Origin of the sequence: Streptomyces sp. NPDC127190 (genome assembly GCF_042672505.1) — a bacterium.
Lineage (GTDB): Bacteria > Actinomycetota > Actinomycetes > Streptomycetales > Streptomycetaceae > Streptomyces.
On sequence record NZ_JBHXVE010000011.1, the window covers coordinates 184909 to 200013 of the forward strand.

The 15105-nt window shown below is 73.8% G+C and carries 13 protein-coding genes; 9 read left to right on the forward strand and 4 right to left on the reverse strand.

Features of this window, described 5'->3' with window-relative positions; genetic code table 11:
- Positions 1-87: 87 nt before the first annotated feature.
- Positions 88-462 (forward strand): hypothetical protein, encoded by a 375-nt coding sequence (locus ACFVIU_RS19270; protein WP_385843793.1) that lies wholly within the window; start codon positions 88-90, stop codon positions 460-462.
- Between the two features lie 77 nt (positions 463-539).
- Here ACFVIU_RS19270 and ACFVIU_RS19275 read toward each other — a convergent pair whose 3' ends face one another.
- Positions 540-1331: a phosphatase gene (locus tag ACFVIU_RS19275; protein ID WP_385843794.1), complete on the reverse strand. Its 792-nt coding sequence runs from the start codon at positions 1329-1331 to the stop codon at positions 540-542.
- A gap of 88 nt (positions 1332-1419) precedes the next feature.
- A complete protein-coding gene (locus tag ACFVIU_RS19280; protein ID WP_385843795.1) occupies positions 1420-2886 on the reverse strand; it encodes a PucR family transcriptional regulator ligand-binding domain-containing protein in 1467 nt (488 codons plus the stop codon).
- Positions 2887-3019: 133 nt separating this feature from the next.
- On the opposite strand from ACFVIU_RS19280, the gene speB reads away from it, so the two are divergent.
- Both speB and ACFVIU_RS19290 read left to right on the forward strand, forming a co-directional pair.
- Positions 3020-4000: an agmatinase gene (gene speB, locus ACFVIU_RS19285; RefSeq protein WP_385843796.1), complete on the forward strand. Its 981-nt coding sequence runs from the start codon at positions 3020-3022 to the stop codon at positions 3998-4000.
- Positions 3997-5682 carry a thiamine pyrophosphate-binding protein gene (locus tag ACFVIU_RS19290; protein ID WP_385843797.1) on the forward strand — a complete coding sequence of 562 codons (1686 nt, stop codon included), beginning with the start codon at positions 3997-3999 and terminating at the stop codon, positions 5680-5682. Before speB ends, ACFVIU_RS19290 begins: the two co-directional genes overlap by 4 nt.
- A gap of 81 nt (positions 5683-5763) precedes the next feature.
- Here the strand turns inward: ACFVIU_RS19290 and ACFVIU_RS19295 are convergent, their stop codons facing one another.
- The gene (locus ACFVIU_RS19295) at positions 5764-6180 is read right to left on the reverse strand and encodes a peptidoglycan-binding protein (protein WP_385843798.1); all 417 of its coding nucleotides are present in this window, start codon (positions 6178-6180) and stop codon (positions 5764-5766) included.
- A gap of 327 nt (positions 6181-6507) precedes the next feature.
- On the opposite strand from ACFVIU_RS19295, the gene ACFVIU_RS19300 reads away from it, so the two are divergent.
- Positions 6508-7317 (forward strand): helix-turn-helix domain-containing protein, encoded by an 810-nt coding sequence (locus ACFVIU_RS19300; protein ID WP_385843799.1) that lies wholly within the window; start codon positions 6508-6510, stop codon positions 7315-7317.
- Positions 7314-8180 (forward strand): helix-turn-helix domain-containing protein, encoded by an 867-nt coding sequence (locus tag ACFVIU_RS19305; protein WP_385843800.1) that lies wholly within the window; start codon positions 7314-7316, stop codon positions 8178-8180. The genes ACFVIU_RS19300 and ACFVIU_RS19305 overlap by 4 nt, the downstream gene beginning before the upstream one ends.
- A gap of 35 nt (positions 8181-8215) precedes the next feature.
- Here ACFVIU_RS19305 and ACFVIU_RS19310 read toward each other — a convergent pair whose 3' ends face one another.
- Entirely contained in the window at positions 8216-8587 is a 372-nt protein-coding gene (locus ACFVIU_RS19310) for a hypothetical protein (RefSeq protein ID WP_385843801.1), read from the reverse strand.
- Between the two features lie 159 nt (positions 8588-8746).
- On the opposite strand from ACFVIU_RS19310, the gene ACFVIU_RS19315 reads away from it, so the two are divergent.
- From ACFVIU_RS19315 to ACFVIU_RS19330, 4 genes are all read left to right on the forward strand, one after another.
- Complete coding sequence (locus ACFVIU_RS19315; protein ID WP_385843802.1) at positions 8747-9664, forward strand: serine hydrolase; 918 nt, start codon at positions 8747-8749, stop codon at positions 9662-9664.
- Between the two features lie 85 nt (positions 9665-9749).
- Complete coding sequence (locus tag ACFVIU_RS19320; protein ID WP_385843803.1) at positions 9750-10778, forward strand: esterase-like activity of phytase family protein; 1029 nt, start codon at positions 9750-9752, stop codon at positions 10776-10778.
- A gap of 92 nt (positions 10779-10870) precedes the next feature.
- Complete coding sequence (locus tag ACFVIU_RS19325; RefSeq protein WP_385843804.1) at positions 10871-14590, forward strand: ABC transporter ATP-binding protein; 3720 nt, start codon at positions 10871-10873, stop codon at positions 14588-14590.
- Between the two features lie 119 nt (positions 14591-14709).
- Complete coding sequence (locus tag ACFVIU_RS19330; protein WP_385843805.1) at positions 14710-15102, forward strand: hypothetical protein; 393 nt, start codon at positions 14710-14712, stop codon at positions 15100-15102.
- Positions 15103-15105 lie beyond the last annotated feature (3 nt).

The following is a 15105-nucleotide window of genomic DNA, read 5'->3' on the forward strand; positions in this document are numbered from 1 at the left end:
TTTCGCGTCCCCGTCCGGAGCCGCGAGAGACGATGGAACGGAAGGGCAATTCCCATGCGAGCACAGCGCACGAGGCGTCTTGTCGCGATGTCCGCAGCCGGCCTTGCGCTGGCCGGCGGAGCCGCGCTCGGCGCGGCGGGCACCGCCTCAGCGGCCCCGGCACACCACAACGACCACGGTTCCTACAGCAGGTTCTGCGACGACGACTCCAACCGCCACAACCGCTGGTGGAACGACGACGACTGCGACAACGGCCGCTTCAACAACCGTCACGACGACCGCGGCGACCGCGGAGACCGTGGCGACTACGGCGACCACGGTGGCTACGGCGACCGTGGCGACCACGGTGGCTACGGCGACCACGGTGGCTACGGCGACCGTGGCGACCACGGTGGCTACGGCGGCGGTGGCGACCACGGCGGCTACGGCGGCGGTGGCGACCACGGAGGCCGTGGCGACTAGTGATCCCACAGCGTCCTGACACAGGATGTGCGGTCCCGGCGCGGGACCGCACATTCGTGTCGGGGCATGTGCGCGGCTCAGGCCGACAGCCCGGCCTCCGCGAGGAGATAGGCGGTCATCGGGTCGTAGTAGCGGGGGCTCGGCACATGGTCGTCGAGCGGGACGGCGACCTGGAGGGTGCCCTCGGACTCGGCGAGGAACAGCGCCGGGTCGTTGCAGTCGGCGTACCCGACCGAGTCCACCCCGTGCTGTGCGGCGTACCCGGCCCAGCCGTGGTCGGCGACCACCAGATCGGGCAGCGGCCGCCCTGCCCGCTCGAGTCCCGTCAGGATGGCCCGCATGGGCGCCCCGGAGTGGGTGTGCCACAGCGTGGCCCCGTGCTCCAGCACGGCCACGTCGGCGAACTGCATGACATAGCCCTCCTCCGTCTGGAGCCCGTCCGGGATGACGACGATCTCGCAGCCGGCGGCGCGCAGCGCGGCGGCCGTGGCCCGGTGCACGTCCAGCAGGCCGCCCGGGTGCCCGGTCGCGAACAGCACCCGCTGCCGCCCCTCGGCCGCCTTGCGCAGCCGTGCCGCCATCCGGTGCAGGGCGTCCACGGTCAGCTCGGGGTCGATGGTGTCCTGGCCGTACCGGTACTCGGGATCGTCGTTGACGCCGACCCGCTCCGCCATCACCGCGAGCACGTCCTGCTCGTCCGCCCAGCGCTCGCCGAGTTCCAGGCCCAGCCAGTAGTTGCGGTTGCCGTTGGCCAGCTGGCGGTAGTGGGAGAGGTTGTTCTCGCGGGGCGTGGCGACGTCCCCCGCGATACGGGTCCTCACCAGATGGTCGACGAGCTGGGCGCGGCTGGGTGTCCCGGATATCGGCATGCCTCTTATTGTGAGGCAGCCCGCCGCCCCCCGTCCCCGGGATATCGCCCGCTGGGACGGCCGCCGCGCGCGCACGGGTGACGGGTGCTCAGCCCTGTCGCAGCGCGAACCACAGTTCCATGCGCTGGTCCGGGTCGTCCAGGTCGGTGTCCAGCAGGGACGCGCAGCGGGCGATGCGTTGGCGGACGGTGTTGCGGTGCACGTCCAGGGCGACCGCCGTGCGGTCCCAACTGCCGTGCAGGGAGAGCCAGGTGCGCAGGGTCTCGACGAGTTCCGGGCGGCCGGAGAGGGGGGCGAGCAGGGTGCGGGCGTGGGCCTCGGCCTCGGCCGGGGGGACCAGGTCGGTGACGGTCGGGCGGGCGTGGTGCCGGGCCAGGGGGCTGCGGGTCGCACGGGCGCGGGCCAGGGCGCGGGCCGCCTGGCGGTCGGCGGCCGGCCACTCCTCCGGCCCGACCGCCGCGCTCACCCCCAGGGTCCAGCCGGTCTGCGGCTCCGGTTCCCGCCCGGCGGGCACCAGCACGCGTACGACGTCACCGGCCAGATCCACCAGCGGCGAGCCCAGCGCCGTCCCCAGGGCGGAGGCGGACACCGCGTCCGGGGGCTGGGCGTCGGCGCGGGCGTGCACCACGAGCCACGGCGCCGGGCCCAGCAGCGGGGCCACCGCGCCGGGCGCCGCGCCGAGCAGCACCCGCACCAGCGCCGCCGACCGGGCCGCCCCGCTGCCGCTCAGCTGCTCCCCGGTGAGCAGGGCCAGCAGTACGGCGGCGACAGAGGCGATGGTGTGGTCGCCGGGGCCCTGGCCGGACGTGGCGACACCGAGGACGAAGCCGCCCTCGGTGCCCAGGGCGTAGCAGGCCAGACGGGTGGCACCGGCCGTGTCGGCGGCGGAGGCGGCCCGGGGCGCCGTACCCCCCGAGGGCCGTACGACCTGCGCCAGCGCGGCGAGGGCCTCGGTCGCCTCCCGCGCGGGCTGCCGGCCCGCCGCCGCGATCACCGCGCCGTCGGGGCCGTACAGCACCGCACGGCCGCCCAGGTGCCGGGCCAGCCGGTGCAGCACCGAGGGGACGGGGTCGGGCCGGGCGGCGGCGGCCGCGAGGCTCTGCTGGGCCTCCGTGACCCGGCGCAGCTCCGCCAGCCGGGCCTGCGCCATCAGCTGCCACACCGCCCGGGCCACGCCGGAGAAGGTGGTCTGCGGCGGCACCTCCAGCAGCGGCAGCCCGTGCCGGTCGCAGGCGGCGACCAGGGCCGGCGGGACGGTGTCGTGCACGGGCGCCACACCGAAGCCGAGGGCCGCGCCGCCCGCCGCCACGATCCGGGAGACATAGGCGTCGAAGGTCTCCGCACCGGCCCCCGACGGGATGTGCACGCCGGCCGTCAGCAGCAGCTCGCCGCCCAGCAGATACGGGTACGGGTCGGCCATCTCCGAGGTGTGCGCCCAGTGCACCGCCACCTCCGGCCCGGCCGGGCCCGCGATCTGCCGCAGCGCGAGATCCTCGCGGGCCAGCAGGGCCGACAGCGGGACCGGCGGGGTGGGCGGGGTGATCGGTTCCGGCATGATGTGCGCTTCCTCCACTCCCACCCGCTCCAGATGGAGGAAACGTACACTTCGCAGTCGCTTTCCGGCCACTTAGTGTCGATACCGGTCACCCGCGTGAGCGGTCCCGCGTGAGAAAGAAGGAATGCGCATCATGAACGGCAACGGCACGCCCCGCGGTCCCGTCGACTCCTCCCGCATCCCGCGGTACGCCGGCCCCGCGACCTTCGCCCGGCTGCCCCGCCTGGACGAGGTCGGCACCGCCGACGTCGCCGTCGTGGGCGTCCCCTTCGACTCCGGCGTCTCCTACCGGCCCGGCGCCCGCTTCGGCGGCAACGCCATCCGGGAGGCCTCCCGGCTGCTGCGCCCCTACAACCCCGCGCAGGACGCCTCCCCCTTCGCCCTGGCCCAGGTGGCGGACGGCGGCGACATCGCCGTGAACCCGTTCAACATCAACGAGGCCGTGGAGACCGTCGAGGCGGCGGCCGACGAGCTGCTCGGCACCGGCGCCCGGCTGATGACCCTGGGCGGCGACCACACCATCGCCCTGCCCCTGCTGCGCAGCGTCGCGAAGAAGCACGGCCCCGTCGCCCTGCTGCACTTCGACGCCCACCTCGACACCTGGGACACCTACTTCGGCGCCGAGTACACGCACGGCACCCCGTTCCGCCGGGCGGTCGAAGAGGGCATCCTCGACACCTCCGCCCTCTCGCACGTCGGCACCCGCGGCCCGCTCTACGGCAAGCAGGACCTCACCGACGACGAGAAGATGGGCTTCGGCATCGTCACCTCGGCCGACATCTACCGCCGGGGCGCCGACGAGGTCGCCGACCAGCTGCGCCAGCGCATCGGCGACCGCCCGCTGTACATCTCCATCGACATCGACTGCCTCGACCCGGCCCACGCCCCCGGCACCGGCACCCCCGAGGCCGGCGGCATGACCTCCCGCGAGCTGCTGGAGATCCTGCGCGGCCTGGCATCGTGCAACCTGGTGTCGGCGGACGTCGTCGAGGTCGCCCCCGCGTACGACCACGCGGAGATCACCTCGGTCGCGGCCTCCCACACGGCGTACGAACTGACCACGATCATGTCCCGGCAGATCGCGGCGGCCCGCGAGGAGAACGAGAGCAAGTGACCCACGACCACGACCTGGTACTCCGCCCCACCCCGGCGCAGACGGCCGCCGCCCTGAACCCGCCGGCCGGGCGCATCGGCGGAGACCTGGTCGTGGAAACCCTGGCCGGGCTCGGCGCGACGACCGTCTTCGGCCTGCCCGGCCAGCACGCGCTCGGCATGTTCGACGCCCTGCGCCGCTCGTCACTCACCTATGTGGGCCTGCGCGTGGAGAACAACGCCGGGTTCGCGGCGGACGCGTACGGCCGGATCACCGGCGAGGCCGCCCCGCTGCTGCTGTCCACCGGACCCGGCGCGCTGACCTCCCTGGCCGCGCTCCAGGAGGCCGCCGCCGCCTCCGCCCCGGTCCTGGCGATCAGCAGCCAGGTCCCGACCGCGGGCCTCGGCGGCGGCCGCCGCGGCTACCTCCACGAACTCCCCGACCAGGCGGCCTCCTTCCGGGGCGTGGTGAAGTCGGTGCACACGGTCCGCGCGCAGTCCCAGATCCCGTCCGCGATCGCGGCGGCCTGGAAGTCCGCGCTGACCGCCCCGCACGGCCCGGTGTGGGTGGAGATCCCGCAGGACGTGCTGGCGGCACCCGCGTCCCTGCCGGTGGTCACCGCCCCCGACGCCACCCCGGACGACCTGCCCCCGCGCCCCGAACTCACCGCGCTCGCCGCCCACCTGCTGTCGCACGCACGGCGTCCGGCGATCATCGCCGGCGGCGGGGTGGTGCGCGCGGACGCCTCGGGCAAGCTGCGGCAGCTGGCCGAGAAGCTGGACGCGCCGGTGGTCACCACCTTCGGCGGCAAGGGCGCCTTCCCCTGGCGGCACCGGCTCTCGCTCCAGTCCTGGCTGGAGGACCGCCACACCACCGACTTCCTCGAGGACGCGGACGTCCTGCTGGTCGTCGGCTCCGGCCTCGGCGAACTCTCCTCCAACTACCACACGTTCGCCCCGCGCGGCCGGGTGATCCAGATCGAGGCGGACCTCGGCAAGCTGGAGTCCAACCACCCCGCCCTCGGCATCCACGCGGACGCCCGACCGGCCCTCCAGGCCCTGCTGGAGACGGTCGAGGAGCGCACGGACCCGACGGCACCGGAGCGGGTGAAGACCCTCCTCGCGAAGGTCGCCGGACGCCTCGCGGCCCAGGAACTCGCCCTGGAACAGGACATGTTGACGGCGGTCCGGCGGGCCCTGCCGGCCGGCGCCCCGTCCTTCTGGGACATGACGATCCTGTCCTACTGGGCCTGGTCCGCGTTCGACCCGCACGGCCCCAACACCATGCACTCGGCCCAGGGCGCCGGCGGCCTCGGCTACGCCTTCCCGGCCGCGCTCGGCGCGGCGGTGGCCGACCCCACCCGGCCGGTGCTCGCGGTCTCCGGCGACGGCGGGGCGGCGTACTCGATCGCGGAGCTGGCCACGGCCCGGCAGTACGGGCTGGACGTCACCTGGCTGATCGTCGACGACGGCGGCTACGGCATCCTCCGCGAGTACATGACGGACGCCTTCGGCCGGACCACGGCGACCGAACTCGCCCGCCCCGACTTCGTCGCCCTCGCCGAGTCCTTCGGCGTCCCGGCCGTCCGTACGACCCCCCAGGCGCTGGAGCAGGACCTGGCCGCGGCGCTGGCCTCCGCGGGACCCTCGGTGGTCGTCCTCCCCGCCGTGCTGCGCATGTTCGCGCCGACGCACCTGGGCTGACGGCACGCACGCCGACGGCGGCCCGTCCCTCCCCCGGGGGAGACGGGCCGCCGCCTCACCGGCCGCGCGGGCCGGACCGGCTCACTTGAGCCGCAGCTCCTTCCAGGTCTTCGCGCCGACGATGCCGTCGTACGGCTTGACGTGGAAGGTCTGCTGGAACCAGATGACGGCCTTCTTGGTCTTGCTGCCGAAGTCGCCGTCGACCGTCAGCTTCGGCTTGTAGGCGGTGGTCTGGTTGATGATCGCCTGGACCTCCCGGACGGCGTTGCCCTTCGAGCCGTACTTCACGGTCGCGTGGCCCTTGTAGTAGCCGCAGGAGAAGCCGAAGCCGTTCTTGTAGACGCACTTGTGCGAGGCGGCCGTGCCGGCCGAGGCGGTGTGGGCGGCGGTGGCGGGCCGGGCGGTGGCGGCGCTGGCGACACCGCCGGCCGTGCCGCCGAGCAGGGCGAGCGTCGCGATACCGATGCCGATGGACGTGCGCGTTGCGCTGATGGCCATGAGGTACTCCCCGTATCGGGTCGATGGGATCGGTCGCAACGAGCGGACCGGTGCGGTGCGGATCCGTCGTTGCCCCACCGAGAGTGCAGGCCGAGTCCAGGACGCGCCCAGCCCCTCCGGCAAGGTGCCGCACCCACGGGACGTCCCACCCCCCGACCTGCGGGGACGCCCCGCGCCCTGAGGCACCGGCGGGACGGCCGGCCGCCCGGCGGACGCCCGTCGGGCGGCCGAAACCGTGCGCTCGCCCGGACCGGCCCGCAACCACCGGCGCCCGGCGGGGCATCCTCGTCGGGGAGTGGCAACAGGCATGGGCATCTGGGGGAATTCATGTCTCGTTGGAAGCAGCTGCCGGACTCGCTCGATCCGCGCGTGCGGCAACTCGTCGCCCATATGCGGCGGATCAAGGACCACAGCGGTCTCGGACTCCAGGCGCTGGCCGTGCGCACCGGCTACAGCCGCGCCTCCTGGGACCGCTATCTCAACGGCCGTTCGCTGCCGCCGCAGCAGGCCGTCGCGGCACTGGCCCGCGCCTGCGACATCGACCCGGCCCGGCTGCTGGCCCTGCACGAGGTGGCCATGGCGGCGGGCCGGGCGACGGACACGCAGGAAGAGCAGACACCGCAACAGGAGGTCCCGGAGGGGGAGTTCGGGGCGGTGCCGCGCGAGGGCCGGCCCGGCCGGAGGCGGACGCTCGCCACCGTCCTCGCGGCGGTCCTGCTCGCCTCGGCCGTGATCGCGCTGCTGGTCGCCGCGCCCTGGGCGGGCCGGCGGGAGCGCACCGACGAGCGGCCGGTCTCGGCGACCGCCACGGCCTCGCCCACCGATCCGGCCGAGGCGCACGGCGCGTTCGTGTTCCGCCCGGGCAAGGACCACCCCTGCCCTGTGCGGCGCGGCGCGGACGGCCTCCTCCACGCCGGGTACAGCAGCACCAGGGTCGCTCTGATCGGCACCGGTTCCACCGCCTGGTCCGTCGTCGAGGCCCAGTGCCTGCTGCGCCACCACGGCATCTCACCGGGGATCGCGGACGGCATGTTCGGCTCCCGCACCGAACGCGCGGTGGAGCGGATGCAGGACCGGGCGCACCTGCGCGTGGACGGGATCATCGGCGAGGACACCTGGGGGGTGCTGCGGAAATGAGCCCCGGCGAGCGGGCGGTGGAGCGCGAGCGGCTGGCCGAGGCGCTGCGCGCGCTGCGCGCCGGAACCGGGCTGAGCCTGGCCACGCTGGCCGCGAAGACCCCGTACAGCAAGTCCTCCTGGGACCGCTATCTGAGCGGCGCGACCCTGCCGCCCCGGCAGGCCGTCGCGGCACTGTGCGCACTGGCGGGCGCGGACCCGGGGCGGCCGCTCGCCCTGTGGGAACTGGCCGACGCGGTGTCGAGCGGGCGCGCGGCGGTCGGCCGCCGGCCCGGCCCGCCGTCGCCCGCCCCGGCCGAGCCGCGGCCGCAGCCGCCACGGGAGCCGGAGCCGCAGCCGGCCGAGGGTGCCGGGCCCGCCCGCCGGCGCCTGCTCGCCGGAGTCGTCGGCGGGCTCGCGGTGGCCGGGGTGGTGGTGCCGCTGGCGGTCACCGGCGCCTTCGGCGGGGCCGCCGGACGGGGGCCGCACACCACGCCCTCGGCGCCCGCGCCCCCCTGGCCGGCCGCGAAGTCCTGCCACGGCGGCGGCTGCACCGGCAAGGACCCCGAGACATACGGCTGCGGAGCCGACCCGGTGCCCCTGACCGTCGCCCGGCAGAGCTTCTCCGGGCCGACCGTGGTCAAGATCCGGCACAGCAGCGCCTGTGGCGCGGTGTGGGTGCGGATCGACCTCGGGCAGGTGGGGGACCGGGCGGAGATCCTCGTACCGCATCACGCCCCGGCGCGGATCGAGGTCAGGGACCGGTGGGACGCGAAGGACTCGCTGTCCACCCCGATGGTTGCCGCGTCCCGCTCCGACCTGGCCGGGGTCCGGGCCTGCCTGGTCCGGGCGGGCGAGCGGCACTGCTTCGGCCCGGACCGGTAGCGGGGAGGGGGGGACACCGGGCGCAGGCCCGGTTCTCAGGGCAGCAGCGCGGCGAACTTCTCGCGGTAGGCGGCGAGTTGGTCGTCGTAGCCGTCGGTGAAGTCCTTGAGCTCCACGCGGCTTATGCAGTCCGAGTACGGCAGGGGTCCGTCCTTCAGCAGCTCGGGTATCGACAGCAGCACGGCGGTCGCCGCCTCCCAGTGCCGGCCGCCCCGTTCGCGGGCCCTGAGCAGGGCGTCGTACGGGTTCGACCGCAGCGCGTCGATCCGCTCCGCGGGGCTGTCCTTGCCCTGGAAGGCGTCCGGGCCGGGCAGCCGTACCTCCGGTTTCGCGAGCAGCCGCAGCACCGCCACCGCCGCGAACAGCCGCCCGGAACGCCTTACCTGACTCTCACTCTTCTCCGGCATGCCGGAAGCATTGCCACCCCCGCCGCAGTTCGAACTCCGGCCCCTGCGAACATGCGTACAACTCGCGGCCGTACCTGCGAGTCCCATCAGTGGGCGCGCACGACCGCGCCGACGGCGTTCAGCGGAACGCCCGTACGAGCTTCAAGGGGGAACCTCTTCATGCGACACCGGATATCCGGCCGCGCGCTGGCCGCCGCCCTCGGCGCCGCGCTGTTCGTCCCGGCCGTGGCCGCCGCCACCCCGGCCGCGGCCACCTCGCCCGCCGTCAGCTGCACCTCCGCCAAGGCGGGCCTGGCGGCCAAGCTCCAGAAGGACATCACCGCCGCCCTGGCGAACCGCAAGAGCACGGTCGCCCTCGGCGTGTACGACCGCTCCACCAAGACCACCTGCACGCTGCGGGCCACCAGCTCCTACGACTCGGCCAGCACGGTCAAGGTGACCGTCCTCGCCACGCTGCTGTGGGACGCCAAGAAGCACAACCGCTATCTGACGAGCACCGAGCAGTCGCTCGCCACGGCCATGATCACCCAGTCCGACAACGCCGCGACCAGCAAGCTCTGGAAGCAGCTCGGCCTGACCAAGATCAAGGGCTTCCTCGCCGCCGCCGGCATGACCAAGACGGTGCCGGGCGCGGACGGCTACTGGGGCCTGACCCAGGAGAACATCACCGACGAGCAGAAGCTGCTCCAGCTCATCACCGCCAAGAACAGCGTGCTGAGCGACAACGCCCGCGCCTACATCCTGAAGCTGATGGGCCAGGTCGAGTCCGACCAGCGCTGGGGCACCCCGGCCGGAGCGCCCTCCTCTGTCCACGTGCACGTCAAGAACGGCTGGCTCCAGCGCTCCACGCACGGCTGGCGGGTGCACAGCCTCGGCACCTTCAACGGCGCCGGCCACGACTACATGATCTCGGTGCTGACCCAGGACAACAGCACCATGGACTACGGCGTCGCCACCATCCAGAACGTCGCCAGGGCCATCCACAAGGACCTGGTGCCGACCACCCCCGGCACGGCGGTCTTCACCCCGACCAGCACCCCGCGCGAGGCCTTCGTCGCGGTGCCGCCGCAGGGCTGACACACACGGCCGACGGGAGGCCGGCCGGGGCGGCGTTCCCGCCGCGGCCTCCCGAAGGTCACCTTCCGGATCTACGGTGGCGACCATGCGCCTGAGAACCTTGCTCGCCACCGTCACCGCCGGCCTGGCGGCGGCCACCTGCCTGACCGCCGCCGGGCCCGCCAGTGCCAACACCCCGGAGAACCACGCCTGTTCGCCGTCCGTCTCCCTCGACCGCTTCTCCGACGCGCTCGACAAGACGACGTACGACGGCACGTTCGCCGGCAACTTCTCCGCCCTCGCGACGGACCGGGACGGCTCGCTCGCGGCCCTGGAGGACCGTTCCTCCCTCTTCGACCTGGACCCGGACACCCTCCAGCCGAGGCGCGTCGTCCACCTCGCCGACGAGCAGGGCGCCGACCTCGACTCCGAGGGCCTGGTCATCGACCGGGACGGCACCCGGCTGATCACCTCCGAGAACGAGCCGTCCGTGCGCCGCTACGCCGCCGACGGCACCCTCCTCGACCGCCTCCCCGTCCCCTCCTCCCTCCTGGTCGCCCCGGCCGGCCGCGCCACCGCCAACCAGACCTTCGAGGGCCTGACCCTGCTGCCCGGCGGCCACACCCTGCTGGCCTCGATGGAGTACGCGATCTCCGGGGACTCGGCCGGGATCGTCCGCCTCCAGACCTGGCGGCGCACCCCGGACGACCACTTCCGGCTCGCGGCCCAGTACGCCTACCGCACCGACCCCGGCCTCGGCGTCCCCGAGGTGCAGGCCCTGCCCGGCGGCCGCCTGCTGGTCCTGGAGCGCGGCTTCACCCCCGGCGTCGGCAACACCGTCCGCCTCTACCTGGCCGACCTGCGCCACGCCACGGACACCAGCGGCATCGACACCCTCACCGGCCAGAGCGATGTCCGGCTGGCCGGGAAGACCCTGCTGACCGACATCGCCGACTGCCCGTCCCTGGGCGCCACCGCGAAGCAGCCCCAGCCGAACCCCCTCCTGGACAACATCGAGGGCATGACGGTCACGGGCCGCGACCGCGCCGGCCGGCTGAAGGTCGTCCTGGTCAGCGACGACAACCAGAACCCGGTCCAGACGACGAGGTTCTACTACCTGCGGGTGCGGGTCTGACCCGGGCCCGAATTGTTACGGCGGGATGAAATCACCGCCCGAGGACGTTGGTGCCTTCCGGTAGAGCAGGTCGGAACACCGGAGGGCATCGCGTGGCAGCGCAACGGGGATGGGCACGACGACTGGCGGCCTACGCCTGGCGATATCCGAAGGACGTCGTCCTGGCGCTCGGATCCTCGCTGGCGGGCATGGCCGTCATGGCCGTGGTCCCGCTGATCACCAAGGTGATCATCGACGACGTCATCGGCGCCCACACCCGCTCCATGGCCCCCTGGGCCGGCGCCCTCGTCGGCGCCGCCGTCCTCGTCTACGCCTTGACCTACATCCGCCGCTACTACGGCGGCCGTCTCGCCCTCGACGTCCAGCACGACCTGCGGACCGAGATGTACGGCACGATCACCCGCCTCGACGGCCGCCGCCAGGACGAACTCTCCACCGGCCAGGTCGTCGGCCGGGCCACCAGCGACCTCCAGCTGATCCAGGGCCTGCTCTTCATGCTCCCGATGACCATCGGGAACGTCCTGCTCTTCCTGATCTCCCTGGCGATCATGGCGTATCTCTCGCTGCCGCTGACCTTGGTCGCCCTCGCCGTCGCGCCCGCGCTCGGCTGGATCGCCCGGCGCAGCCGCACCCGGCTGCACCCCGCCACCTGGTACTCCCAGGCCCAGGCCGCCGCCGTGGCGGGCGTGGTCGACGGCGCGGTGAGCGGCGTCCGCGTGGTGAAGGGCTTCGGGCAGGAGGAGCAGGAGACGCAGAAGCTGCGCGAGGTCGGCCGCCGCCTCTTCGCCGGGCGCCTGCGCACGATACGGCTGAACAGTGTCTACACCCCGGCCCTCCAGGCCGTCCCGGCGCTCGGCCAGGTCGCCATGCTGGCCCTCGGCGGCTGGCTGGCCGTGCGCGGGCACATCACCCTCGGCACCTTCGTCGCCTTCTCCACCTACCTCGCCCAGCTGGTCGGCCCGGTCCGCATGCTGGCGATGGTCCTCACCGTGGGCCAGCAGGCCCGGGCCGGCACCGAGCGGGTGCTGGAGCTGATCGACACCGAGCCGACGCTGAAGGAGGGCACCAAGACGCTGCCCGCCGACGCCCCCGCGACGGTCGAGTTCGACGACGTCTCCTTCGGCTACGACGACGAGCGCCCCGTCCTCAAGGGCCTCAGCTTCGAGATACGCCCGGGTGAGACCCTCGCCGTCGTCGGCTCCTCCGGCTCCGGCAAGTCCACCCTCTCCCTGCTCCTGCCGCGCTTCTACGACGTCACCCGCGGCGCCGTCCTGATCGGCGGCCACGACGTCCGCGAGCTGACCCTGGACTCCCTGCGGGCCGCGATCGGCCTGGTCCCCGAGGACTCCTTCCTCTTCTCCGACACCGTCCGCAACAACATCGCCTACGGCCGCCCGGACGCCACCCAGGAGGAGATCGAGGCCGCCGCCCGCGCCGCCCAGGCCGACGGGTTCGTCCGGGAGCTGCCGGACGGCTACGACACCAAGGTCGGCGAACACGGCCTGACCCTCTCCGGCGGCCAGCGCCAGCGCCTCGCGCTCGCCCGCGCCCTGCTCACCGACCCCCGGCTGCTCGTCCTGGACGACGCCACCTCGGCGGTCGACGCCCGCGTGGAGCACGAGATCCACGAGGCCCTCGCACGGGTGATGGAGGGCCGTACCACCCTCCTCATCGCCCATCGCCGCTCCACCCTCAACCTCGCCGACCGGATCGCCGTACTCGACGGCGGCCGCCTCGCCGACCTGGGCACGCACGAGGAACTCCAGCAGCGCTCGGCGCTCTACCGGCGGCTGCTCACCGACCCGGACGAGCTGGGCGGGGTCTCCCCGGGCCACCCCGAACCCGCCCTGCCGGCGGAGGACACCAGCGTCCGCGCCGAGCTCGACGCCGAGTTCGACGCCGAGCGGGGCGTCACCCCGAGGCTGTGGACCGGCGCCCGGGAGCCCAAGGACCAGGCGCTCGGCGGCACCCCGGCCACGCCCGAGCTGCTCGCCCAGGTGGCGGCGCTGCCCCCGGCCACCGACACCCCCGACATAGACGAGACCCGCGCGGTCCGCCCCGAGGACTCCTACGGCCTGCGTCGTCTGCTGCACGGCTTCGGCCTGCCCCTGCTGGTCAGCCTGCTGCTGGTCGCGGCGGACGCGGGCGCCGGCCTGCTGCTGCCGGTGCTGATCCGGCACGGCATCGACCAGGGCGTCAGCAAGCTGGCGCTGGGCGCGGTCTGGACGGCGGCCCTGCTGGGCCTGGGCACGGTCGTGGTGCAGTGGGCGGCGCAGGTCGGCGAGACCCGGATGACCGGCCGCACCGGCGAACGCGTCCTGTACGCGCTCCGGCTGAAGATCTTCGCCCAGCTCCAGCGGCTCGGCCTCGACTACTACGAGCGCGAGCTGACCGGCCGGATCATGACCCGGATGACCACGGACGTCGACGCGCTGTCCACCTTCCTCCAGACCGGCCTGGTCACCGCGTTCGTCTCGGTCGTCACCTTCTTCGGCATCATGGTCGCCCTGCTGGTGCTCGACGTACAGCTGGCCCTGGTCGTCTTCGCGACGCTGCCCCCGCTGGTCGTGGCCACCTTCTTCTTCCGCCGGGCGAGCGTGAAGGCGTACGAGCTGGCCCGCGAGCGGGTCTCCGCGGTCAACGCCGACCTCCAGGAGTCCGTGTCCGGGCTGCGGATCGTGCAGGCCTTCCGGCGGGAGCGGGACGGCGCCCGGCGCTTCGCCGAGCGCAGCGCCGACTACCGCTCCGCCCGCATCCGCGGCCAGTGGCTGATATCCATCTACTTCCCCTTCGTCCAGCTGCTGTCCTCGGTGGCCTCGGCGTCCGTGCTGATCGCCGGCGCGAGCCGGGTCGAGGCGGCCACCCTGACCACCGGCGCCCTGGTCGCCTACCTCCTGTACATCGACCTCTTCTTCGCCCCCGTCCAGCAGCTCTCCCAGGTCTTCGACGGCTACCAGCAGGCCACCGTCTCGCTGGGCCGCATCCAGGAACTGCTGCGCGAGCCGGCCTCCACCGGGACCGCCGAGGAGCCGCGGGAGGTACGGTCCCTGCGCGGCGACATCACCTTCGAGGACGTGCACTTCTCCTACGGCGCCGACGAGGAGGCGCTGAGCGGCATCGACCTGACGATCCCGGCCGGCCAGACGGTCGCCTTCGTCGGCGAGACGGGCGCCGGAAAGTCGACCCTCGTCAAGCTGGTGGCCCGCTACTACGACCCCACCTCCGGCCGGGTCACGGCCGACGGCGCCGACCTGCGCACCCTGGACCTCACCTCGTACCGCCACCGCCTCGGCGTCGTCCCCCAGGAGGCGTACCTCTTCCCCGGCACGGTCCGCGACGCCATCGCCTACGGCCGCCCCGACGCCACCGACGCGGAGGTGGAGGCGGCGGCGCGGGCGGTCGGCGCGCACGAGATGATCGCCACCCTCGAGGGCGGCTACCTGCACGAGGTCGCCGAGCGCGGCCGCAACCTCTCGGCGGGCCAGCGCCAGCTGATCGCGCTCGCCCGCGCCGAACTGGTCGACCCCGACATCCTGCTGCTGGACGAGGCCACGGCCGCCCTGGACCTCGCCACCGAGGCCCAGGTCAACCAGGCCACCGACCGGCTGGCGGGCCGCCGTACCACCCTGGTGGTGGCCCACCGCCTCACCACCGCCGCCCGCGCCGACCGGGTCGTCGTCATGGACCACGGCCGGGTCGCGGAGGACGGCACCCACGAGGAACTCCTCGCCCGCGGCGGCCGGTACGCCGAGCTGTGGCGCACCTTCGTCGGCCAGGCCGAACCGGAGGCGCCGGTGGGCGTGCACGGGTGAGCCGCCCGCTCCCCGGACTGACGCGTTCCGCTGACGCCCGTGCAACCGTCGACACATGTCGTGCGTCCGTACATCAGTACGGTCCTGGGACGCAGGGCCGAGGTACGGGGAGGACGACAGTGGACAGTGGTGCGATACGCCGGCGCCTCGCGCTGGGTGCGACCGTGCTGGCCGCGTCCGGAGCGCTCGCGCTCGCGGTACCCGCGACCGCGCAGGCCTCGGGCGGCGGCAGCTGTGCCGGGCACGAGGTGCGGACCCTGAGCTTCCGGACCGGCGCGGTGCACATCTACCGTCACAACGCCTTCGTCTGCGCCGTCACCATCCCCAAGTCCGTCGGCGCCAGACGCCCGATGTCGGTCAGCATCCAGGCCCGCGGCAGCCGCCCGGTCATCGACAAGGGCACCTTCCGCTACCAGGCCGGCCCGGTCACCGTCCACGCGGGCCACCGCTGCGTGTGGGTGACGGGGGCGGTGGCCGGGCAGGGGGCTAGCTCGGGGTGGATTCTGTGCTGAGGA

Excerpts from the sequence above, each read along its gene's own strand:
- ACFVIU_RS19315 (WP_385843802.1), top strand. The coding sequence starts at position 8,747 with ATGCGACACCGGATATCCGGCCGCGCGCTGGCCGCCGCCCTCGGCGCC.
- ACFVIU_RS19270 (WP_385843793.1), top strand. The coding sequence starts at position 88 with ATGTCCGCAGCCGGCCTTGCGCTGGCCGGCGGAGCCGCGCTCGGCGCG.
- ACFVIU_RS19310 (WP_385843801.1), bottom strand. The coding sequence starts at position 8,587 with ATGCCGGAGAAGAGTGAGAGTCAGGTAAGGCGTTCCGGGCGGCTGTTC.
- ACFVIU_RS19320 (WP_385843803.1), top strand. The coding sequence starts at position 9,750 with ATGCGCCTGAGAACCTTGCTCGCCACCGTCACCGCCGGCCTGGCGGCG.
- ACFVIU_RS19295 (WP_385843798.1), bottom strand. The coding sequence starts at position 6,180 with ATGGCCATCAGCGCAACGCGCACGTCCATCGGCATCGGTATCGCGACG.
- ACFVIU_RS19280 (WP_385843795.1), bottom strand. The coding sequence starts at position 2,886 with ATGCCGGAACCGATCACCCCGCCCACCCCGCCGGTCCCGCTGTCGGCC.
- ACFVIU_RS19300 (WP_385843799.1), top strand. The coding sequence starts at position 6,508 with ATGTCTCGTTGGAAGCAGCTGCCGGACTCGCTCGATCCGCGCGTGCGG.
- ACFVIU_RS19305 (WP_385843800.1), top strand. The coding sequence starts at position 7,314 with ATGAGCCCCGGCGAGCGGGCGGTGGAGCGCGAGCGGCTGGCCGAGGCG.
- speB (WP_385843796.1), top strand. The coding sequence starts at position 3,020 with ATGAACGGCAACGGCACGCCCCGCGGTCCCGTCGACTCCTCCCGCATC.
- ACFVIU_RS19275 (WP_385843794.1), bottom strand. The coding sequence starts at position 1,331 with ATGCCGATATCCGGGACACCCAGCCGCGCCCAGCTCGTCGACCATCTG.